Source organism: Micromonospora sp. L5 (genome assembly GCF_000177655.2).
Lineage (GTDB): Bacteria > Actinomycetota > Actinomycetes > Mycobacteriales > Micromonosporaceae > Micromonospora > Micromonospora aurantiaca.
Genome location: NC_014815.1, coordinates 1,719,701 through 1,740,759, shown reverse-complemented (window position 1 = coordinate 1,740,759; position 21,059 = coordinate 1,719,701). Strand labels below are relative to the sequence as shown.

Annotated in this window: 18 protein-coding genes; 5 read left to right on the top strand and 13 right to left on the bottom strand. The window is 73.9% G+C overall.

The window, feature by feature from the left end:
* Positions 1–131 precede the first annotated feature (131 nt).
* Both ML5_RS08525 and ML5_RS08520 read left to right on the top strand, forming a co-directional pair.
* Complete coding sequence (locus tag ML5_RS08525; RefSeq protein ID WP_187691135.1) at positions 132–1,412, top strand: dicarboxylate/amino acid:cation symporter; 1,281 nt, start codon at positions 132–134, stop codon at positions 1,410–1,412.
* A 68-nt stretch (positions 1,413–1,480) separates the two neighbouring features.
* Positions 1,481–2,548, top strand: coding sequence for an NADH:flavin oxidoreductase/NADH oxidase (locus ML5_RS08520; protein WP_013474410.1), 1,068 nt, complete (start codon positions 1,481–1,483; stop codon positions 2,546–2,548).
* 35 nt (positions 2,549–2,583) lie between these two features.
* Here the strand turns inward: ML5_RS08520 and ML5_RS08515 are convergent, their stop codons facing one another.
* The 6 genes from ML5_RS08515 to ML5_RS08490 all read right to left on the bottom strand — a co-directional run bounded on the left by ML5_RS08515 (position 2,584) and on the right by ML5_RS08490 (position 11,833).
* Entirely contained in the window at positions 2,584–6,069 is a 3,486-nt protein-coding gene (locus ML5_RS08515; RefSeq protein WP_013474409.1) for an ABC transporter ATP-binding protein, read from the bottom strand.
* Between the two features lie 90 nt (positions 6,070–6,159).
* Entirely contained in the window at positions 6,160–6,753 is a 594-nt protein-coding gene (locus ML5_RS08510) for a TetR/AcrR family transcriptional regulator (RefSeq protein ID WP_013284631.1), read from the bottom strand.
* Positions 6,754–6,763: 10 nt separating this feature from the next.
* Positions 6,764–8,914, bottom strand: a complete 2,151-nt coding sequence (locus tag ML5_RS08505; RefSeq protein ID WP_013474408.1) for a YhgE/Pip family protein — start codon at positions 8,912–8,914, stop codon at positions 6,764–6,766.
* A complete protein-coding gene (locus ML5_RS08500) occupies positions 8,911–9,609 on the bottom strand; it encodes an ATP-binding cassette domain-containing protein (RefSeq protein WP_013284629.1) in 699 nt (232 codons plus the stop codon). Before ML5_RS08500 ends, ML5_RS08505 begins: the two co-directional genes overlap by 4 nt.
* A gap of 93 nt (positions 9,610–9,702) precedes the next feature.
* Positions 9,703–10,542 (bottom strand): DUF4081 domain-containing GNAT family N-acetyltransferase, encoded by an 840-nt coding sequence (locus tag ML5_RS08495; RefSeq protein WP_030269880.1) that lies wholly within the window; start codon positions 10,540–10,542, stop codon positions 9,703–9,705.
* Positions 10,543–10,606: 64 nt separating this feature from the next.
* The gene (locus ML5_RS08490) at positions 10,607–11,833 is read right to left on the bottom strand and encodes an MFS transporter (protein ID WP_013474407.1); all 1,227 of its coding nucleotides are present in this window, start codon (positions 11,831–11,833) and stop codon (positions 10,607–10,609) included.
* Between the two features lie 121 nt (positions 11,834–11,954).
* On the opposite strand from ML5_RS08490, the gene ML5_RS08485 reads away from it, so the two are divergent.
* On the top strand, positions 11,955–12,542 hold the full coding sequence (locus ML5_RS08485; protein ID WP_013474406.1) for a PadR family transcriptional regulator: 588 nt from the start codon (positions 11,955–11,957) through the stop codon (positions 12,540–12,542).
* 48 nt (positions 12,543–12,590) lie between these two features.
* Here ML5_RS08485 and ML5_RS08480 read toward each other — a convergent pair whose 3' ends face one another.
* Positions 12,591–13,409, bottom strand: a complete 819-nt coding sequence (locus tag ML5_RS08480) for a class I SAM-dependent methyltransferase (RefSeq protein WP_013474405.1) — start codon at positions 13,407–13,409, stop codon at positions 12,591–12,593.
* 129 nt (positions 13,410–13,538) lie between these two features.
* Here ML5_RS08480 and ML5_RS08475 point away from each other — a divergent pair, with 129 nt between their 5' ends.
* Positions 13,539–14,213, top strand: a complete 675-nt coding sequence (locus ML5_RS08475) for a helix-turn-helix domain-containing protein (RefSeq protein WP_013474404.1) — start codon at positions 13,539–13,541, stop codon at positions 14,211–14,213.
* Positions 14,214–14,271: 58 nt separating this feature from the next.
* On the opposite strand, the gene ispG is transcribed toward ML5_RS08475, so the two are convergent.
* From ispG to ML5_RS08450, 5 genes are all read right to left on the bottom strand, one after another.
* On the bottom strand, positions 14,272–15,447 hold the full coding sequence (gene ispG, locus ML5_RS08470; RefSeq protein WP_013474403.1) for a flavodoxin-dependent (E)-4-hydroxy-3-methylbut-2-enyl-diphosphate synthase: 1,176 nt from the start codon (positions 15,445–15,447) through the stop codon (positions 14,272–14,274).
* Between the two features lie 9 nt (positions 15,448–15,456).
* The gene (locus ML5_RS08465; RefSeq protein WP_013284622.1) at positions 15,457–16,704 is read right to left on the bottom strand and encodes an RIP metalloprotease; all 1,248 of its coding nucleotides are present in this window, start codon (positions 16,702–16,704) and stop codon (positions 15,457–15,459) included.
* Complete coding sequence (gene dxr / locus ML5_RS08460) at positions 16,701–17,915, bottom strand: 1-deoxy-D-xylulose-5-phosphate reductoisomerase (protein WP_013474402.1); 1,215 nt, start codon at positions 17,913–17,915, stop codon at positions 16,701–16,703. The genes ML5_RS08465 and dxr overlap by 4 nt, the downstream gene beginning before the upstream one ends.
* A gap of 129 nt (positions 17,916–18,044) precedes the next feature.
* Entirely contained in the window at positions 18,045–18,236 is a 192-nt protein-coding gene (locus ML5_RS08455; protein WP_013474401.1) for a hypothetical protein, read from the bottom strand.
* A 188-nt stretch (positions 18,237–18,424) separates the two neighbouring features.
* The gene (locus ML5_RS08450; protein ID WP_013474400.1) at positions 18,425–18,970 is read right to left on the bottom strand and encodes a GNAT family N-acetyltransferase; all 546 of its coding nucleotides are present in this window, start codon (positions 18,968–18,970) and stop codon (positions 18,425–18,427) included.
* A gap of 51 nt (positions 18,971–19,021) precedes the next feature.
* Here ML5_RS08450 and ML5_RS08445 point away from each other — a divergent pair, with 51 nt between their 5' ends.
* Positions 19,022–19,864, top strand: coding sequence for a YhjD/YihY/BrkB family envelope integrity protein (locus ML5_RS08445; protein ID WP_013474399.1), 843 nt, complete (start codon positions 19,022–19,024; stop codon positions 19,862–19,864).
* A gap of 10 nt (positions 19,865–19,874) precedes the next feature.
* Here the strand turns inward: ML5_RS08445 and ML5_RS08440 are convergent, their stop codons facing one another.
* A complete protein-coding gene (locus ML5_RS08440) occupies positions 19,875–21,044 on the bottom strand; it encodes an alkaline phosphatase PhoX (RefSeq protein WP_013474398.1) in 1,170 nt (389 codons plus the stop codon).
* Positions 21,045–21,059 lie beyond the last annotated feature (15 nt).

Below are 21,059 nucleotides of genomic sequence, written 5' to 3'. Positions count from 1 at the left end.
GTCTGGTGCCTCACCGAGCGCCTGTACGTCGATCTGCGACGGCAGGCCAGCGGCGTCTGTCCGGCGTAGCTCCACGCCCCGACGCCCGCCTTCCCTCTCCAGACCTTGGATCCGTCCTCATGACTTCCGCCCTGCGCAGAATCCCCTTCTCCGTCCAGATCCTGCTCGGCCTCGTGCTCGGCGTGGCGCTCGGTTTCCTCGCCCGCGCCGCCGACCTCGCCTGGCTGACCAGCACGCTCGACACCGTCGGCGGCCTCTTCGTCCAGCTCCTCAAGCTCGCCGTGCCGCCGCTGGTCTTCACCGCCATCGTGGTCAGCGTGGTCAGCCTGCGCGGCGTCGCCAACGCCGCCCGGCTGGCAGTCAAGACGCTGCTCTGGTTCGCCGTCACAGCGCTCATCGCGGTGAGCATCGGCATCGGCCTCGGCCTGCTCACCGACCCCGGCCGGGGCGTCAACCTGGACCCGGCCGGCGCCACCGCGCCGAAGACCACCGGCTCCTGGATCGACTTCCTCACCGGCATCGTCCCGACCAACCCGGTCGGCGCGTTCGTCGAGGGCAACGTCCTGCAGATCGTCTTCCTCGCCCTGGTGGTGGGCGCCGCCGCGCTGCTCGTCGGCGACGCCGCCGAGCCGTTCGTGTCGCTCAACCGCTCGCTGCTGTCGATCGTGCAGAAGGCGCTCTGGTGGGTCATCCGGCTCGCCCCGATCGGCACGCTCGGCCTGATCGGCAACGCCGTCGCCTCGTACGGCTGGGACCTGCTCGCCCCGCTCGCGAAGTTCACCACGGCCGTCTACGTCGGCTGCGCGCTGGTGCTGTTCGTGGTCTACCCGGTGCTGCTCGCGGTGGCCGGCAAGCTCAACCCGCTGCGCTTCTTCGCCGGCGCCTGGCCCGCCATCGAGCTGGCGTTCGTCTCCCGCTCGTCGGTGGGCACCATGCCGGTGACCCAGCGGTCGGTCGAGCGCCTGGGCGTCCCCCGCGAGTACGCCTCCTTCGCGGTGCCGTTCGGCGCCACCACGAAGATGGACGGCTGCGCCGCCATCTACCCGGCGCTCGCCGCCATCTTCGTGGCGCAGGTGTTCGGCGTGAACCTGGGCGTGACCGACTACCTGCTGATCGCGTTCGTCTCGGTGGTGGGCTCGGCTGCGACCGCCGGCCTGACCGGCGCGATCGTCATGCTGACGCTGACCCTGAGCACGCTGGGCCTGCCGCTGGCCGGGGCCGGCCTGCTGCTGGCCATCGACCCGATCCTGGACATGATCCGTACCGCCACCAACGTGGCCGGGCAGGCCGTGGTGCCGACCATCGTGGCCGCCCGGGAGGGCACGCTCGACCGGGCCGCGTACGACTCGGCCGGCAAGCGCGACCTGATCGAGCCCGCCGAGACCGAGCGGCTCGACCCCGTACCCGCCTGATCCACACTCCTTCGGGTGCGTCTCCTGAGAAGGAGGCGCACCCGTTGCCACGACCGGAGGATCCGAGAATGAGCGCCCTGTTCACCCCGCTCGCCCTGCGCGGCGTCACGCTGCCCAACCGGATCGCGCTGGCGCCCATGTGCCAGTACAGCGCCGGACCGGACGGCCTGCCCACCGACTGGCACCGCGTCCACCTCGGCTCCCGCGCGGTCGGCGGGGCCGGACTGGTGATCACCGAGGCGACGGCTGTGGTGCCCGAGGGCCGGATCAGCCCGCAGGACACCGGGCTCTGGTCCGACGCGCACGTCGACGCGTGGCGGCCGATCACCGCGTTCGTCGCCGCCCACGGCGCGGTCCCGGCCGTGCAGCTCGCGCACGCCGGGTTCAAGGCGTCCACGTACCGGCCGTGGGCCCCGGCGCGCGGCGGGGTGCCGGACGCCGAGGGCGGCTGGGCCCCTGTCGGCCCCGGCGACCAGCCGTTCGTGCCGGAGTACCGCACGCCGACCGCGCTGGACGAGGCGGCCATCGCCGCGGTGGTGGACGCCTTCGCCACCGCCGCCGGGCGGGCGCTGGACGCCGGGTTCGCCGCCGTGGAGATCCACGCCGCGCACGGCTACCTGCTGCACGAGTTCCTCTCCCCGCTGACCAACCGGCGCACCGACGGCTACGGCGGTGACCGGGCCGCCCGGATGCGGCTCACCCTGGAGGTGGCCCGCGCGGTACGCGCCGCCGTCGGCGAGTCCGTGCCGGTGCTGACCCGGATCTCCGCCACCGACTGGACCGACGACGGCTGGACCGTCGACGACAGCGTGGTGCTCGCCGGGGAACTGGCCGCCGCCGGAGTCGACCTGATCGACACGTCCTCGGGCGGCGCGGCCGTCCAGGCGTCCATCCCGGTCGGCCCCGGCTACCAGGTACCGCTGGCCGCCCGGATCCGCCGCGACGCCGGCGTGCCGACCGGCGCCGTGGGCCTGATCGTCGAGCCCGAGCAGGCCGAGCAGATCGTGGCCGGCGGCGAGGCGGACCTGGTGCTGCTGGGCCGGGAACTGCTGCGCGACCCGTACTGGCCGCGCCGCGCCGCCGCCAAGCTCGGCGCCACCCCGGCCTGGCCCGACCAGTACACCCGAGCCTTCTGACCCGCCCCCGCCCCCGCCCGGTGGGGCGGGGGCGGTCAGCCGGCCAGGTGGTTCCAGCGGGGTTCCAGGTCGGTCCAGGTGCCCTGGTCGGCGACAGTGCCGTCGATCAGCACCACCACGTGGTCGGCCCGGACCAGGGCGGCCCGCTTCGCGGTCGAGCCGACCACAGTCACCCCGTGCTCGCGCAGCGCCGCCCACAGCGCCAGCTCCGTGCTGACGTCCAGCGCCGACGACACGTCGTCGGCCACCAGCAGCTCGGTACGCGGCGCGAGCGCCCGGGCCAGCGCCAGCCGCTGGAGCTGACCACCGGACAGGCGGGTTCCCTTGTGCCCGATCAGCAGCCCGAGCCCGCCCCCGGCCGCGGCCAGGTCGTGTTCGAGCTGGGCGGTCGAGACCGCTCCGGCGGCGTCCACCTGGTGGCCGAGCGCGATGTTGTCGGCCACCGTGCCGGAGAGCACCCGGGGTAGCTGGCCCACGTACCCGACCTGGTTGGGGCGCAGGAACATCTCCGGCTCGGTGACCGGGTCACCGTTCCAGCGCAGCTCGCCGACGTGGTGCACGATCCCGGCGAGCGCGCGCAGCAGCGACGACTTGCCGGACCCGACCGGGCCGACGACCAGGACCAGTTGCCCGCGCTCGACCACCAGGTCGACGTCGCGGACGGCGAGCGTGCCGTCGGAGTGCAGCGCGCCGAAGCCGGACAGCTCCAGGCGGCGCAGCGGGTGCCGGGGCGGCGGCTCGGGCGCGGGCGCGGTGCCCGCGACCAGATCGAGGCCGGGCACCGGCGCCGCGTACACGGCCTCGCCGGTCATCGCCACCGTCCGCTTGGTCCACACGCGCGCCGACGGGTACTGCGACACCAGCGACGCGGTGGTCCACGCGAACCAGCGGGCCGCGCCCAGGGTGGACACGGCCACCAGCGTGGCACCTGCGGACAGCTCACCGGCCAGGTAGAGCGCCCACGCGCCGATCGGCAGCAGGCCGCTGGCGACCGACGGGGTGGACCGGGCCCACACCTGCATGGCGATCTCGCGTCGCTGCCGCTCGCTGCGTACCTCGTCCAGCCGGGCGAGGTGGCGCAGCACCGGGCGGGTGGCGCCGGCCAGCTTGACCGTACGGGCGGCGGACAACGCGGACACCAGCGCGGTGGCGAACGCGGCGCGCGCCTTCACCGTGCCTGCGGCCGTGCGTTCCAGCCGCGGCCCGAACAGCGTCGCCGCCAGCCCGGACACCACCATCGTGCCGACGAAGAACACCGCCGGTACGAGACTGCCCGTCACCAGCGTCATGGCGACCACGATGACCAGCGAGATGAACTGGTCCATCAGGTTGTCGGCCAGGTGCACCACCCGGTCGGTGTCGCCGCCCTGGGCCACCACCTCGGCCGGGGTGTGCCCGCTGACCCGGCGCGCGCCGGTCTGCCCGTGCACCAGCCGGGCGCTGATCCGCAGCATCTGCCGGATCCACCACTGCGGGAACCACAGGTTCGTCAGGTACGGCAGCGGCAGCACCACGAGCAGCGCGGCCACGATGCCCAGCGCCGGCAGCCACGGGTCGCCGCCGCCGACCAGGTCGGCCCAGAGCCAGGGCAGCACCGCGCCGTCCAGACCGAGCACCGTCATCACGACGAACAGGCCGACCGAGAGCAGGCCGTACCGCGGATCGTTGGTGCCCAGCCGGAAGATCTCCCGCATGGTCCGCGCGGGCGGCGAGGGCGGCGCCGGTGGCGGGTCGGTGCGCGGCACGGCGGCCGGCCGCGTCGAGGGCGCGGCCGGTGTGGCGGGCGCGTCGTCCCAGGCGGGCGCGTCGAGCAGTTCCACACCGCCGCGCCGGCCGCCCACCCCGGCGTACGCCCCGGCGTGGCTGGTGGCGAGCAGCTCGGCGAAGCGGGCCGACTCGCGCAGCGGGCCGGCCTCCAGCACCGCGCCGTCGGCCATCACGACCACCTCGTCGCAGCGGCGCACCGAGGAGAGCCGGTGCGCGATGACGATGCCGATCCGGTCGGTGAGCAGCCGTTCGGTGGCCTCTCGTACGCGGTTCTCGGTGACCGGGTCGAGCCGCGCGGTGGCCTCGTCGAGGATCACCACGTGCGGGTCGCGGACCAGGATGCGGGCGAACGCGACGAGTTGTTCCTGCCCGGCGGAGAGCACGTAGCCGCCGTCGCCGAGCCGGGTGTGCACGCCGTCGGGCAGTTCGGCGATCCAGCCGGCCAGGCCCAGTTCGGCCAGCGCCCGCTCGGCCGCGTCCAGCAGCTCCGGATCGAACAGCGCCACGTTCTCGGCGAGCGTGCCGGCGAGGATCTCGGTGCGCTGCGGCACCACGGCGATCCACCGGCGCAGTTCCTCCACGTCCAGGTCGACCAGGTCGGTGCCGCCGAGGAACACCGTGCCGCGCGGTACCTCCACCGCCCGGGTCAGCACCTTGGCCAGCGTCGACTTGCCCGAGCCGGTCCGCCCGACGAGCGCGTACGAGCGCCCGCGGACGAAGTCGAGGTGGACGTCGCGCAGCGCCGGACCGCGGTCGTCCCCGCCGGACGGGTAGCGGTAGGTGAGCCCGCGCACGGTCAGGTCGCCGTCGACCGGGGTGTCGCCGCCGCCCGGCTCCTGCGGCGATCCGGCGAGCAGTTGCACCCGGCCCCAGGCGCCGAACGCCTGTTGCAGGTGCGGCACCCAGCGGGCGATCTGCTCGACGGTCGCGCCGAACGCGACGGCCAGCAGCCAGATCGCGGTGAGCCGCGCGGCGTCCACCCGGCCGGTGGACAGCGCCCACGCGCCGCCCAGCACCACGCCCGCGACGCCGAGCCCGACCGCACCGGCGGCGACCGCGGTGACCCGCGCGGAGAGCCGGAACACCCGGCCGCACCGGGCGATCACCTCGGCCGCGCGGCGGGCGTAGAGACGCAGCACGTACGGCCGGGCGAGGCTGGTGCGCACGTCGTCCTGCCCGTGCACCGCCTCCTCCATCACTGCGGCGAGGTCGGACCACGCCTCCTCCTCGGCCATCCGGGCCGGGGCGATCCGGGCGGTCGGGCGGCGCAGCGTCACCGCGAGCAGGGAGGTGAGCACGATCATGCCGACACCGGCGGGCCACCAGACGATCAGCGCGCTCACCGTCGCGAGGACACAGACCGCGAGGCCCTGCGCCAGCCGTACGCCGGTGTTCCGCATCTCGGCGGCGACCTGGTAGACGTCGTTGTCGATCCGGTCGAGCAGCTCGCCGACCGGCGTGGTCTCCAGGGTGGGCAGGTCCTGGCCGAGCGCGACCCGGCAGAGCCGCCGTCGCACGTCGGCCGACCAGTCGGCGGTGAGCCGGGCCATGATCAGGCCGATCAGCAGGTCGGTGACGACAGCGGCGACGAGCGCCACCGCGAGCGCGACGAACCACCCGGACGAGCGGTGCACCAGCACCGGCCCGGCCAGCGCGGAGGCGGCCGCCTGGCCGGCGGCGCCGAGCACGATCAGCAGCAGGACCGCCGTCATCCGCCGGGGCGCCGTGGCCCAGAGATCTCGGAGCAGGCGCATGGAAGGTCCTCCGGACTCGGATCGGTGGGGGCGGTGCCCTCACCCTCACCCTTCCGGCGGCCCGGAATCAACCGAATTACCGACCGCTGGTCAGGTCCGGGCGACCCGCCGGACGATGCCGAGCAGCGACTCCTGCACCTCGTCGATCGGCCGCTCCGGCGAGAAGACCAGCCAGTCCACTGCTACCACCAGCCCGACGCCGAACAGCGCCGAGCTGGCGGTACGCACGTCCAGGTCGGCGGGCAGGTCGCCGCTGTCCACGCCGGCCTTCACCGTGTCGGCGATCACCGCGACGGCCTCGCCCCGCAGCAGCCGCAGCGTCTGCTGCCACTCCCTGTTGGTCCGCCACATCTCCGAGAGCAGGAGCTGGGCGAAGGCGCGGTAGCGGCGGATGTACTCCAGCTGGGCGCGGACCAGCGCGCCGAGCGCCTCCAGCGGCGGCAGCCCGTCGACGGCGGCCCGGAACTCGGCGGTGAGCAGGCCGATGCCGTGCCGCAGCAGCTCCTCGAACAGGACGGTCTTGGACTCGAAGTTGTAGTAAACGGTCCCCTTGGCCACACCGGCGCGGGCCGCGATGTCGTCCACAGTGGTGGCCGAGAAGCCCTGCTCGGCGATGAGGTCCACCGCCGCCACGAAGAGCCGCTGGCGGGTGTCCTCGCGCCGGCGCGTCCGTCCGTCCGTCACCGGCTCATCCTCACATGGTCAGTTCGGGGTGCAGCTTCGACGGGGTCAGCCGGCGGGACCGGCGGGCCGCGCCGACGGTGAGCGCCATGGCGCCCAGCCCGAACGCGAGCAGCACCAGCGCGGCGGTGACCACCGGGGCGGTCGTACCGCCGTTGACGGTGTGCCGCAGGCCGTCCACCACGTACGTCATCGGCAGCCAGGGGTGGATCGCCTGGAAGAAGCCGGGCGAGGTCTGCACCGGGTAGGTGCCGCCGGACGAGGTGAGCTGGAGCATCAGCAGCGCCAGCGCGGCCAGCCGCCCGGCCGGGCCGAGCGCCACGCCGAGCAGTTGCATGATCGCGGTGAACGCCAGCGAGGTGAGGGCGAGCAGACCGAACGTGGCCGGTCCGTGCCGCGGGTCGAGCCCGAGCCCGAGCGTCACCACCGTGTAGAGCACAGTGACCTGGGCCAGGCCGATGCCCGCGGCCGGGAGCCACCCGGCGAGCACGACCCGCCAGCCGGGCGCGCCGGACATCACATGCCGCCGGTTGACCGGCCGCAACAGCATGTACGTGATCATCGCGCCGACCCAGAGCGCCAGCGACAGGAAGTACGGGGCGAAGCCCACGCCGTACGAGCCGGCCGGGTTCTGCGAGTCGCGGATCAGGCCGACCGGGTCGCCGAGCACGCCGGCGCGGGTGGCCGCGTCGTCGTACCCGGGTAGTTTCCGCTCCCCGGCGGCGAGCCCGTCGGCGAGGTCGCCGGCGCCGCCCTCCAGCCGGGTCAGCCCGTCGACCAGGCGGTTGCTGCCGCTGCCGAGCTGGGCCAGGCCGCCGTCGAGCTGGCGGGCGCCGGTGGCGAGCCGGTAGAGGCCGCCGCGCAACTGGTCGGCGCCGGTCGACGCGTCGCCCAGCCCGTCGCGGAGCTTGGCGCTGCCCTGCGCCAGCGTGGTGAGCCCACCGGCCAGCTCGTTGACCTTCGCGCGGGCGGAGGCGACGTCGTCGGCGAGGTGCGGCGCGGCGGCGGCCACCTCGCGGGCGGTCTTCGCCACGTCGGTCATCTGCTTGCGCAACGTGGCCATGTCGGTCTTGTCCAGCGCGGCCACCACTGAGCGGGCCTGCGTGACGGCCCGGTCGGCGGCCTTGCGGGCGGCGGCGAAGTCCGGGTCGTCGGCCAGTTCGGGGTGTTCCTTCGCGACCGCGTCGAGCCGGTCGCTGACCTCATCGGCGGTCGCGACCACCTCGGCGGCCTTGCCGGGTAGCGCGTCCAGCCCGGCGGCGAGCTGCTGCGCGCCGTCGGCGACGAGCGTGGCCGCCTTCTCGATCTTGTCGGCGTTGCGGCGCAGCACCGGCTCGTACCTGTCGGCGGCGGCGTTCACGGTCGCGGCCGCGGCCTTGGTCTCGGTGGCGGCGCGCCCGGCGCCGTCGGCGAGCTGGGCGGCGCCGGTCCGCAGCTGGTCGAGGCCCTTGGCGAGCTTGTCCGCGCCCTGGACCGACTGGTTGAGTCCACCGGCGAGCTGCCCGGCGCCGTCCTCGGCGTCACCGAGCCCGTCGGCGATCTTTCCCGCGCCCTGCTGGGAGCTGCCGAGCCCGTCGGCAATCTTCCCGGCGCCGTCGGCGGCGCGGCCGGTCTCGGCCTTGGCGTCGGTGAAGCCGATCAGCATCTTGTCGAAGTACGTGGCAGCGGTGCTCTGCGCGGCGGCGGCCCGGATCTCGCTGAACGCCGACCGGGCGAGCAGCCCGGAGAGGTAGTTGGTGGCGTCGTCGTTGACGACCTTCAGCTCGCCCTGCCGGGCCGGGCGGTCCGGTTCCGGGCCGGCGGCGAGCGTGGCGGAGAAGTCCTCCGGGATGGAGAAGACCAGGTGGTAGCGCCCGTCGCGCAGCCCCTTGGTGGCGTCGGCCTGGTCGGTCACGGTCCAGCCGAACACCTTGCGGTCGAGCAGCTTCTCGGTGAGGTCGCGGCCGGCGTGCACCTCGCTGCCGTCGCCGGCGGTGGCCGGGCGGTCGGCGTTGACAAGCGCGACCGGGATCCGGTCCATCTTCCCGTAGGGATCCCAGAACGCGTACAGGTAGAGGGCGCCGTAGAGCAGCGGGACGATGGTGAGCACTGCCAGGGCGGCGCGCGGCAGCCGGCCCCGGGTCATCCGGCGCAGCTCGAACAGGGCCAGTCGCAGGACGCTCATGCGGACACCTCGGTGGGCACGGTCAGGGCGGGGACGGGCAGGGCCGGGTCGCCGATGCGGTGCACGGTGGCGGTCACCCCGGGTTCGACGGCGCGGGCGCTGGCTACCACCGCGTACCCCTGGTCGGCGAGGCGTTCCAGCGCGCCCCACATCCACTCCCGCTCGGGGCGGTCCGCGCCGGCGTCCACGTCGTCGGCGACGATCAGGCTGGGGCCGCCGAGGCTGGCGAGCACGAGCCCGAGCACCTGCCGTTCGACCGGGGTGAGGTCGCGGCCGTACCGGTCGGGGTCGAGGGGCGCGTCGGTGAGTCCGGCGCCGGCGATGGCTGCGGCGTAGGCGTCGCGGCGGTAGGCCCGGCGGGCCCGGACCGCGGCCACCGGGACCAGCCGGCGCCGGCGGCGGGGCACCGGGCCGAGCAGCAGCAGGCGTTCGGTGATGTGTTCGGCGACGGTGAGCGTCGGGTCGGGCTCGTGCACGCCCGCGACCTGGCCGAGCGCGGCCGGGCCGCGGCGGCGCAGCTCGCCGTGGTTGTGCGGGAAGCGCCCGGCCAGCGCGAGCAGCAGCGAGGTGCGTCCGCTGCCGGGCGGGCCGGTGACGGCGTGCAGCTCACCGCTCGCGGCGGTGAGGTCGACGTCCCGGTAGACCCAGCCCCGGCGGGTGCGCAGACCCAGGCCGACGGCCTCGACGATATTCATCAGGACCCCGAATTCCGAACTGACTAGTCAGTATAAAAACATGCCCAGCATAGCGCCGGGTGTCCGGTTCGGGACGTCTGGCGGGAGTGATCCTCAGAACAGCACTGTGGCGAGCGTGCCGACCGGGCGGAAGCCGCAGCGCTCGTAGACCCGGCGGGCGGGCAGGTTGAAGTCGTTGACGTACAGGCTCACTGTGGGCGCGACCCGTTCCAGCGCGTCGCGGACCACTGCTGCCATCGCGGCGGCGGCGATGCCCCGGCCACGCCACTCGGGCGCCACCCAGACGCCCTGCACCTGCGCGGTCCGGCGGGTCACCACTGCCAGCTCCGCCTTGAAGACCACCCGCCCGTCGACGAAACGGGCGTAGGCGCGGCCGGCGCGCACCAGCTCGGTCACCCGCCGCCGGTAGCCGCGCCCGCCGTCCTCGGCCAGCGGCGACACCCCGACCTCCTCGGTGTACATCGCCACCGCCGCCGGGAACAGCAGGTCGACCTCGCTGCCGCGCACCCGCCGCACGTGCGGGTCGGGCGCCACGGCGGGCAGCGCGTCCGTCGCCAGCAGCGGCTGGTTCGGGCGTACGTCCCGAGCCGGCCCCCAGTGCGCGGAGAGGCGGTCCCAGAGCCCGAGCACCGCGTCGGCGCGGCCGACGATCGAGGAACAGAGCCGCTCCTCGGCGCTCAACTGGTCGGCGAACGCGGTCACCGCCGACTCGGACGCGAGCACCGGGGTCAGGTTGCCGCCCAGCCAGCAGATCGACTCCAGGTGCCGGCGGGAGCCGTACCCGAGGATCCGCGCCTCGGCCCGCCACCAGGCCAGCCCGCGCGCCGCCACCCGCTCGGCGACCTGCGCGCCGGCGTACGGGTCGAGGTCGAGCAGCCGCTCGACCGCGCGGCGCTCCGACTCCCCCAGTTGGCGTACCGGCATGGTGAGCACGGCTACCAGCCTGCCAGATCCACCCCGGCGTGCGCGGGCCGACCGGGCACCTGCCGCACGACGCTCAGCCGGCCGGCACCGGCACCGGTTCGGGTGCGGGCGGCCGGGTCCGGGCGGCCCATCGCACCACAGGCGGCACCATTGCGCCGAGCAGCAGGAACACCACGCCGAGCACCAGCCAGCCGGGCACGCCCCAGCCGATCGCGAGCGTGGTCACGACCACCGGGGCGACCATCGAGCCGAGTTGCATACCCATCCCGTACGCGCCCTGGTACTGCCCGTGCGCGTGCGCCGGGGCCAGGCCGAAGGAGATGCCCCAGCCGGCCGCCGCGTGCCACAGCTCCCCCACGACGTGCACCAGCGCACCGGCCAGCAGCAGGGGCACCGCCACCGCGACCGGCACGCCGCCACCTGCGGCGAACAGCGCGCAGGCGACAGCGAGCAGGACACCGGCCCGGCGGGCGGCCCGGCCCGCGCCGGTCAGGTCCTCGGTGCCCCGCGAGGCGCGGACCTGGAACAGGATCACCACCACGGTGTTGACGAGCAGGCAGACGGAGATCAGCCAGTTCGGCGCTGTGGTGTGCCCGGCGATCCACAGCGGCAGCGCGATGTTGATCAGCGAGAAGTGCATGGACATGAGCCCGTCCAGGACGGTGAAGGCGAGGAACGGGCGGTCCCGCAGCGCGATCAGCCGCGGCCCGTGCGCCGGGGCGGGCATCGGCGGCACCGGCGGGAGCCGCAGCAGCACCGCCGCCGCCAGCACGTACGTGGCGGCGTCGAGCAGGATCAGCGTGACGTACGCGCCGCGGGTGTCGGCGGCGAGCGCGAACCCGGCCAGCACCGTGCCCACCGAGATCCCGACGTTGGTGACAGCGCGCAGGTAGGCGCGGGTACGGACCCGCTGGTCGGGCGGGACGGCGCCGGCGATCAGCGCACCGCGGGCGCCCCGGGTGCCCGCGTCGGCGACCGCCATCAGCACGCCGACGGCCAGGAAGCCGGTGAACGAGCGCACCGTGACCAGCGCGGCCGTGCACCCGGCCGAGGCGAGCAACGCGGCCATCTGGAGCCCGCGCGGGCCGAGGCGGTCGGCGAGGTAGCCCATCGGCGTGCTCGCCACCAGGCTGACCAGCGCGGTGAGCGTGAGCGCCACACCGACCTGGGTCACCGAGAGCCCGACCGACCGGGTGAGGAACAGCGCGCTGGCGGTGAGCCAGGTGCCCCGCCCGACGGTGTTGACGAGCGTGGAGAGGGCGAGGGTCCGGGACGGGCCCGGTTCGGGAAGCAGGCGCACACCGGCACCCTAACAGTACGTACGTACGGTTTGCAGCCCGGTTTACGTGACGCCTTGTCGGCGATGCATTGCCGATATATCGTTGATGCATCAGTGATACGACGACAGAAGGAGAGCCCTGATGGGTTTCCATCGACGCATGCACGCCATGCACGACGAGATGCGCCGCCGTGGCGGCTTCGGCTTCCCGCCCGTACCCCCGGGTCCGCCGCCCTTCTCCCCCGGACCCCACGGCCACGGGCGGGGCCGGGGCGGGCGCGGACGCGGCCGGCGGCCGAACGTGCGCGGGGCCGTGCTGGCCCTGCTCACCGAACGGCCGATGCACGGCTACGAGATGATCCAGGAGATCGACTCCCGCACCGGCGGGGCCTGGCGGCCCAGCCCCGGCTCGATCTACCCGACGCTGCAACTGCTGGAGGACGAGGGGCTCATCGCGACGGCCCCCGACTCCGAGGGCGGGCGCAAGCGGTTCGCGCTGACCGAGGCGGGCCAGGCCGAGGCGGCCGGCGCGGCGCAGGCCCCGCCCTGGGCGGAGTTCGCCGAGCAGACCGTCAACAGCTGGCACGACATCCGCGACGCCGGGGCGCAGGCCATGCAGGCGCTGCGGCAGGTGATGACCACCGGCACCGACGACCAGCGCGCCCGTGCCGCCCAGGTGCTCGACGAGACCCGGCGCAAGCTCTACGCCATCCTCGCCGAGTCCGAGTGAGCACCGCCGCCGGAACGGCACGCCGACCGTCGACCGGCCGGCGTGCCGTCAAGCACGGCGCGCGGTGACGAGCAGGTACTCCCAGCGCATCACGCCACCGTCCAGGTGCCGGGCGGCCAGATCGGTCAGCGCCCGGTCGAGCCCGGCTGTACGCTCCGGGTCGCCGGCGTTCGCCAGGTAGACCGCCACAGTGGGCCCGTAGCGGGTCGCGAAGAAGTCCCGGAACTCCCCCGGCGTGGCGAACCGGTCCACCACCACGGCGTCACGCGCCGACGTGAGCGCGTCGACCCGGTCGCCGAACAACTCCCGGACGTGCTCCTCGTCGCCCCAGAGCGGGGGCGGCTGCGCGCCCGGCGGCGGTGGCGGCGCGTACGGCCGCATGGCCGCGAACAACTGGCCCACAAAGCCCTCCGGGGTCCAGTTGACCAGGCCGATCGTCCCGCCCGGCCGGCACACCCGCAGCACCTCGTCGGCTGCGGCCCGGTGCCGGGGCGCGAACATCACGCCCACACACGACAGCACCGCGTCGAACGCGGCGTCCGCGTACGGCAGCGCCTCCGCGTCCGCCTCCTCCCAGGTCAGCGTCAAGCCCTCCCGCTCGGCCTCCGCCCGCCCGATCGCCAGCAACTCCGGGGTGAGGTCGCCGGCCACCACCTCCGCACCGGCCCAGGCCGCGGGCAGAGCCGCGTTGCCGGTCCCGGCCGCCACGTCCAGCACCCGCATGCCCGGCGCCACCCCGGCGGCCCGGACCAGCGTCGCCCCCAGCTCCGGGATCACCTGCGCGGCCACGGCGGCGTAGTCCCCCATCGCCCACATCGCGCGGTGCCGGGCCTTCACCGCGGCGTCCTGTTCCCGTTCCTCGATCATCGGTCGCTCCTCACCTGTCGTCCCTGCACAGGACGCTAGGCAGCGGACGACCCGGCCCCCAGTACGAGATCTGTACCGCTCCCGACAGGCGGCTGGCCGGGGTGGCGGGCCGGGCGTAGCGTGCCCGCCATGGGGGCCTCCTACCACCAGTTCTGCCCCGTGGCGAAAGCCATGGAACTGCTCGACGAGCGGTGGACGCTGCTCGTGGTCCGGGAGCTGGTCAGCGGCTCGGAACGCTTCAACGAGCTGCGCCGGGGCCTGCCCCGGATGTCGCCCACGCTGCTGTCCCGCCGGCTGCACCAGCTCGTCCGCGCCGGGGTGGTGGAGCGGCGCGTCGACGGCGCCGACGTGCGCTACGTCCCGACCGCCGCCGGACGCGAACTGCGGCCCGTGGTGGAGGCGCTCGGCGCCTGGGGCGTGCGCTGGATCGGCGAGCTGGGCGACGCCGACCTGGACCCGAAGCTGCTGCTGTGGGACATGCACCGCCACGTCGACCACGACGCTGTTCCGCCGGGGCGTACCGTCGTGCGGTTCCGCTTCCGGGACGTGCCCACGACGCAGCGCGACTGGTGGATGGTGATCGCCGCGGGCGAGGCCGACGTCTGCGACAGCGACCCCGGGCACGACGTGACGGTGACCGTCACGGCGGACCTGCGCGCCCTGGTCCAGGTCTGGATGGGCGACCTGGAGTGGGCCGCGGCGCTGCGCGGCGGCGCGGTGGAGGTGGCCGGACCGGAGGCGTTGCGGCGCGCCGCGCCCGGCTGGTTCACCCTCTCCCCCTTCGCCGCCGTGCCCCGGCCCTGAGACGGCGCGTGCGGCCGCCCCCTGCCGGGGACGGCCGCACGGCGACGCGAAAAGCAGATCAGTGCACTGTGACTGTGGCGCCGCCCGGCACCAGGTCACGCAGCTCCTCGGGGATCTCGGCGCCCATCTCGTCGGCGATCCGCAGCGCCTCCTCGATCAGCGTCTCCACGATCTGCGCCTCGGGCACGGTCTTGACGACCTTGCCCTTGACGAAGATCTGGCCCTTGCCGTTGCCCGAGGCCACACCCAGGTCGGCCTCGCGGGCCTCGCCCGGACCGTTCACCACGCAGCCCATGACCGCGACGCGCAGCGGCACCGGCAGGCCCTCCAGCCCGGCGGTGACCTCCTCGGCCAGCTTGTAGACATCGACCTGCGCCCGCCCGCAGGACGGGCAGGAGACGATCTCCAGGCCGCGCTCGCGCAGGCCCAGCGACTCCAGGATCGCGTTGCCGACCTTGATCTCCTCGACCGGCGGGGCGGACAGCGAGACCCGGATGGTGTCGCCGATCCCCTCGGCCAGCAGCGCGCCGAACGCCACCGCCGACTTGATCGTGCCCTGGAACGCCGGGCCCGCCTCGGTGACGCCGAGGTGCAGCGGGTAGTCGCACTTCTCGGCCAGCAGCCGGTACGCGCGGATCATCACCACCGGATCGTTGTGCTTCACCGAGATCTTGATGTCCCGGAAGCCATGCTCCTCGAACAGCGAGCACTCCCACAGCGCCGACTCCACCAGCGCCTCGGCGGTGGCCTTGCCGTACTTGGCCAGCAGGCGCTTGTCCAGCGAGCCCGCGTTGACGCCGATCCGGATCGGCACGCCCGCGTCGCCGGCGGCCCGCGCGATCTCCTTGACCTTGTCGTCGAACTGCCGGATGTTGCCCGGGTTCACCCGGACCGCGGCGCAGCCGGCGTCGATCGCCGCGAAGACGTACTTCGGCTGGAAGTGGATGTCGGCGATCACCGGGATCTGCGACTTCTTGGCGATCGCGGGCAGCGCCTCCACGTCGTCCTGCGACGGCACGGCGACCCGGACGATCTGGCAGCCGGACGCGGTCAACTCGGCGATCTGCTGGAGCGTGGCGTTGACGTCGGCGGTGAGGGTGGTGGTCATGGACTGCACCGAGACCGGCGCGCCACCACCGACCGGCACCGAACCGACCATGATCTGGCGGCTGGCCCGGCGCGGGGCCAGCGGCGGCGGCGGTACGGGGGGCATACCGAGACTGACAGCGGTCACTTCAGGCACTCACCTTGAGAAGAGCGTGATGGGGTTGATGACATCAGCGGTGACTGTGAGCAGCGTGAACGCGCCGCCGATCAGGATCACCGCGTACGTGAACGGCATGAGTTTGAGGTAGTCGACGCGGCCCGGATCGGCGCGGCCGATGCGTGCGTAGAGCCAGGACCGCGCCCGTTCGAACCAGGCGATGGCGATGTGGCCGCCGTCCAGCGGGAGCAGCGGCAGCAGGTTGAACACGCCGATGAAGAAGTTCAGCGACACGAAGAGCATGAAGAACACCAGCCAGGCGTTGTTCTCCACGGCCTCGCCGCCGAGCCGGCTGGCGCCGACCACGCTGATCGGGGTGTCCACGTCGCGCTCGCCGCCGGTGATCGCGTTCCACAACGCGGGCACCTTCTGCGGGATGCGCTGCATGGCGTGCGCGGTCTGCACGGCCATGGTGCCGGTGAAGTCGGCGGTGGCGCCGAACGCGGCGACCGGGCCGTACTCGACCCGGGTCGGGGTGCTGGGCGAGAGCGCCACACCGAGCGCGGAGACCGCCGAGGCGGCGCCCTTCGGGTCGCCCAGCGGCGGACGCTGCACCGAGGCCAGGTCGACCCGCGCCTCGGCCGGCTTGCCGTCACGCACGTAGGCGACGGTGGCCGTGCCGGGCGGGGTGGCCCGGACCACGTCGAGCATGTCGCCCCAGGTCGAGACCGGCTTGCCGTTCACCGCGGTGATCCGGTCGCCGTCCTTGAGCTGGGCCTTCTCGGCCGGGCTGGCCGGGTCGCCGGACTCGCAGGCGCGGGCCGCGTTCTCCACCACCACGCACGGCGCGATGGCGATCACCGCCGGCTCGGCCCGGAAGCCGGCCTCGGTGCTGGGGAACTTCGGGTTCGGCAGCCCCACCGACACCGCGATGATCCAGAGCGCGATCAGGGCCAGGGCGAAGTGGGTGATCGAGCCCGCGGACATCACGATCGTCCGCTTCCACACCGGGTAGCGCCACATGGCGCGCTTCTCGTCCCCCGGCTCGACGTCGTCGTCCTGCGGTGTCATACCGACGATCTTGCAGAAGCCGCCGAGCGGGATGCCCTTGATGCCGTACTCGGTCTCTCCCCGCTTGAACGACCAGAGCGTCGGGCCGAAGCCGACGAAGTAGCGGGTGACCTTCATCCCGAACGCCTTGGCGGTGAGCATGTGCCCCGCCTCGTGCAGGCTCACCGAGATGAGGATCGCCAGGGCGAACAGCACCACCCCGAGCAGATAGCTCATCGAGCTCCTTCCACCGACCCGACGATGATCTCCTGGGCGTGCGCCCGTGCCCACGACTCGGCGGCGAGCACGTCCTCGACGGTACCTGGTTCGTCGAAATCGGGAGCGTCCTCCAGCACCCGCTGGAGGGTGTCGACGATGCCGAGGAACGGCAGCCGGCCCGCGACGAACGCGGCCACGCACTCCTCGTTCGCCGCGTTGTAGATCGCCGGGCGGCAGCGCCCGGCCTCCCCCGCCGCCTTGGCCAGCGCGACAGCCGGGAACGCCGCGTCGTCGAGCGGGAAGAACTCCCACGTGTGGGCAGTGGTCCAGTCGACAGCCGCGGCGGCGCCGGGTACGCGGTCCGGCCAGCCGATACCCAGCGCGATGGGCAGTCGCATGTCCGGCGGGCTGGCCTGGGCGAGCGTGGACCCGTCGGTGAACTCGACCATCGAGTGGATCACCGACTGCGGGTGGACCATCACCTCGATGTCGGCGTACGGCACGTCGAACAACTCGTGCGCCTCGATCACCTCCAGCGCCTTGTTGACCATCGTGGCGGAGTTGATCGTGACGACCGGGCCCATGTTCCAGGTCGGGTGTGCCAGCGCCTGCTCCGGCGTGACGGCGGTCAGCTCGTCACGCCGCCGCCCCCGGAACGGGCCGCCGCTGGCGGTGACCACCAGCCGCCGCACCTCGCCCCGGGCGCCGCCGCGCAGGCACTGCGCCAGCGCCGAGTGTTCGGAGTCCACCGGAACGATCTGCCCCGGGTGCGTCACCGCGGCCTTGACCAGCGGGCCGCCGGCCACCAGGGACTCCTTGTTGGCGAGCGCGAGGGTACGACCGGCGTGCAGCGCGGCCAGCGTCGGCGGCAGGCCCAGCGAGCCGACCACGCCGTTGAGCACCACGTCGCACGGCCACTGCGCCAGCTCGGTCATCGCGTCCGGCCCGGCCACGATCTTGGGCAGCTTGAAGTCGCCGGTGGCCCAGCCACGCCGGCTCGCCTCGGCGTAGAACGCGAGCTGAAGATCCTGCGCGGCGGACGCGCGAGCCACACCGACCGCCTCCACGCCCAGCTCCAGCGCCTGCGCGGCGAGCAACTCCACGTTGCCGCCACCCGCGCCGAGGGCCACCACCCGGAAGCGGTCCGGGTTGCGCTTGACGATGTCGATGGCCTGGGTGCCGATCGAGCCGGTCGAGCCGAGCAGCACGAGATCTCGGGGAGTGGTCACCGGACCATTGTTCCCCAGCGCCTCACCCCGGTTCGTCCCGGAGTGCCGGGCGGCATGATCGACTCCACTTCGCCGAGGTGGCGGCATCAGGGTTGCCGCGATGCCGCCACTTCGGCGAACCGGTGTCGATCACGCCTGCGGCGCCTCCTCGTCGAGCAGGTCGGCCGGGTCGACGCTGAACTCGACCTTCGGGCCGTTGGTCTCCGGCAGGAGATCGAGAGCGAGCTGCGCGGTCCAGGGCTCGTCGTGCCAGCGGAGCACGTCGAACGACGGCTCGGCGGGCTGCGGTGCCGGCTCGGGCGCGAATGCGGCCTGGGCCATCGGGCTCACCCCCTCAGCGGGTGATCGTGCTACCCCTCACCTAGCGGCGCTGCCCCGATCCGCCCTGCTCGCACACGTTGTCCGTCCCCACCGCCACTCCCGTTGATCATGAGGTTGGCGGCGTCGGCGGTCCGATTTGTCGCCGCCAACCTCATGATCGCCGGGGCGGGAGCAGTTCCGGCGAACGGTCAGGCGGGGCGCTCCAGGACGAAGGTCTCCAGCTCGACGCCGCCGTACCAGTCGGTGCGCACACCCGCGTGCGTCATGCCGAGGCGCCGGGCCACCGCCATCGACGGGTCGTTCCCGGCCATCACCACCGCGTACACCCTCGGGGTGCCGGCGGCGAACTCGCGCTCCAGCACCGCGCGGGCCGCCTCGGTGGCGTAGCCGCGGCCCTGGGCGTCGGGGTGCAGGTGCCAGCCGACCTCGATGTCGTCGGTCAGAGTGACGCCGTCGCGTCCCGGTAGCGGTTTGAGCAGGATGCTCCCCGCCACCGGCCCGCCGTCGCGCGGCTCGATCGCCCACAAGCCCCAGCGGCCGCCGTACGGCGCCCAGCGTTCGTGCCACATCCGGACCCGCTCGCGCGCCTCGGACGGGTCGGTCATCCGCCCCTTGCCGCCGCCCAGCCAGCGCATCACCTCGTCCCGGGAGTAGATGTCGTAGATCCGGGCCAGGTCGTCCGGCGACTCGGTCCAGTCCCGGAGCACCAGCCGGTCGGTCGTGGCGATCGTCATGCCGCCGGATCGTAATGCGTGGCGCGGGGGCGTACGGGGAACGAGAGGGCGATGGGCGACGGGTGGGAGCGGACCAAGCGGATCACGGCGGCGGCGTTCCGGCCGGTCCGCGGTCGCGACCTGTCGCTGCACGCCGCCGCGATCACCTTCTACGGCGCGATCGCCGTGGTGCCGGTGGCGCTGCTGGCGATCTGGCTGACCGGGCTGCTCGCCGGGGCGGACCGGGTACGGCGGCTGACCGGGTACGCGATCGACACGCTGCCCACCGAGATCGGCGCGCACCGGGCGGCGGCCGCGCTCGTCGAGGCCGGTCTGGGGCTGACCCCGCTGCTGGCGCTGGCCTCGCTGCTGCCGGCTTCGCTCTACGGCGAAGGGCTGCGCCGCGCGTTCGTCTCGGTGGCCGAGCCGCGCGCCGAGTCCGGCGCGCTCGTCGGCTGGCGGGGCCGCCTGCTGCTGCTCCCGCTGCTGGCGCCGGCCCCGGCGCTGCTGCTGTCGATCCTGCTCGGGCTGCCGCTGACCACCCGGCTGGTACGCCAGGGCGGCTGGGTCGGCGCGCTCGGCGTGGTGCTGTCGTTCCTGGCGGTGTGGCTGGTGCTCACACCGGTGCTGATCTGGGTGTTCCGGGTGGTCGGCCCGGCTTCCCCGGACTGGCTCGCCACAGTGGCCCTGGGCTCGTTCACCGCGGCGAACCTGTCCGGCTTCCTGCACGGCTTCGTGCTGTTCTGCTCGCTGCCGCTGGACCTGGGTGTGCCGTTCGGCGGCTTCGACGAGATCGGCGGCGGCGTGGCGGTGCTGCTCTGGCTGTACCTGTTCCACGTGATCGTGTTGTCCGGCTACTCCGCGACGCTCGCGGCGAGCCGGTGGCGGGCCGCCCGGGTGGCGGCCCGCGCCTGACGGCTGCGGGTCAGCGCCGGAACGGGCCGCGCACCTCGTACGTGATGCCGCCGGTCCCGGCCCGGGCGCCGCTGGTGCCGCGCTGCGAGGAGAAGTAGAGGCGGCTGCCGTCCGGCGAGAACGCCGGCCCGGTCAGCTCCGACTCGGACTGCCCGAGCAGCCGCAGGAACGGGGTCACCACACCGGCCGGCGTGATCACGTTGATCTCCATGTTGCCGCCGTCCTCGGCCACGTAGAGGTCGCCTCCCGCGGTGCCGGTGATGTTGTCGACGCCGGTCAGCGGCGCGGCACCGGCCGGCACCAGCGAGTCGTCGTACGCGAGGTCGAGCCGCTGGTTCACCGCGTCGTACGCCCACACCCGGTTGTCGCCCTTGGTGGTGAACCAGCAGGTGTCGTCGGCGTACCAGCAGCCCTCGCCGCCGTCGAACGTCTGCGCCGCGCCCACCTGGTAGCGGGTGGGCACCGGGAACCCGTCGCGGTCCGGCAGGTCCCGCCAGGTCACCGGCCCGGTCACCTGGCCGTCCGGGGCGCAGAGCACCTGCACCCGGCCGGTGCGCAGGTCGCCCCAGGTGTCCGGGACGAACCGGTAGAAGCAGCCGTCCCCCTCGTCCTCGGTCAGGTAGACCACCCGCCGCACCGGGTCGCAGGCCGCCGCCTCGTGCTTGAAGCGGCCCATCCGGGTCCGCTCCTCGCCGGACCGGCCGCCCTCCGGCCAGGTCTCGAAGACCCGGCCCAGCGGCACCTCCTCGCAGGACAGCCACGTCCCCCACGGGGTCGGGCCACCGGCGCAGTTGACGTTCGTGCCGCCGAGGATCCGGTACGCGGCGGCGATCGCGCCGTCGGCGGCGAACCGCACCGCTGAGGCGCCGCCGACGAGCGGGACCTCCGAGTTGGAGACGTAGATCCAGCCGTCGCCGGCCGGGAAGCAGGCGCCGCCGTCGGGCGCCGGGTGCCAGGTGTACGAGGTGCCGGCGACGCGCTGCCCGGAACGCGCGATCACCCGGCCGGTGAAGCCGGCCGGCAACTGGAGGCCGTTGGCGTCGGCGGCCAGGAGGTCGCCGTACGGGCCGGGGCCGGGCTGGGCGGGCTGGGCCGGGGCGGCAGCGGCGGCCCAGAGACCACCGGCGAGAGCGGCGGCGCCACCGGCGGCGGTGGCGCGCAGGACGGTACGACGATCCATCGGGGATTACCTCCC

Excerpts from the sequence above, each read along its gene's own strand:
- ML5_RS08520 (WP_013474410.1), top strand. The coding sequence starts at position 1,481 with ATGAGCGCCCTGTTCACCCCGCTCGCCCTGCGCGGCGTCACGCTGCCC.
- ML5_RS08515 (WP_013474409.1), bottom strand. The coding sequence starts at position 6,069 with ATGCGCCTGCTCCGAGATCTCTGGGCCACGGCGCCCCGGCGGATGACG.
- ML5_RS08505 (WP_013474408.1), bottom strand. The coding sequence starts at position 8,914 with ATGAGCGTCCTGCGACTGGCCCTGTTCGAGCTGCGCCGGATGACCCGG.
- ML5_RS08500 (WP_013284629.1), bottom strand. The coding sequence starts at position 9,609 with ATGAATATCGTCGAGGCCGTCGGCCTGGGTCTGCGCACCCGCCGGGGC.
- ML5_RS08485 (WP_013474406.1), top strand. The coding sequence starts at position 11,955 with ATGGGTTTCCATCGACGCATGCACGCCATGCACGACGAGATGCGCCGC.
- ML5_RS08480 (WP_013474405.1), bottom strand. The coding sequence starts at position 13,409 with ATGATCGAGGAACGGGAACAGGACGCCGCGGTGAAGGCCCGGCACCGC.
- ML5_RS08475 (WP_013474404.1), top strand. The coding sequence starts at position 13,539 with ATGGGGGCCTCCTACCACCAGTTCTGCCCCGTGGCGAAAGCCATGGAA.
- ML5_RS08465 (WP_013284622.1), bottom strand. The coding sequence starts at position 16,704 with ATGAGCTATCTGCTCGGGGTGGTGCTGTTCGCCCTGGCGATCCTCATC.
- ML5_RS08455 (WP_013474401.1), bottom strand. The coding sequence starts at position 18,236 with ATGGCCCAGGCCGCATTCGCGCCCGAGCCGGCACCGCAGCCCGCCGAG.
- ML5_RS08450 (WP_013474400.1), bottom strand. The coding sequence starts at position 18,970 with ATGACGATCGCCACGACCGACCGGCTGGTGCTCCGGGACTGGACCGAG.
- ML5_RS08445 (WP_013474399.1), top strand. The coding sequence starts at position 19,022 with ATGGGCGACGGGTGGGAGCGGACCAAGCGGATCACGGCGGCGGCGTTC.
- ML5_RS08440 (WP_013474398.1), bottom strand. The coding sequence starts at position 21,044 with ATGGATCGTCGTACCGTCCTGCGCGCCACCGCCGCCGGTGGCGCCGCC.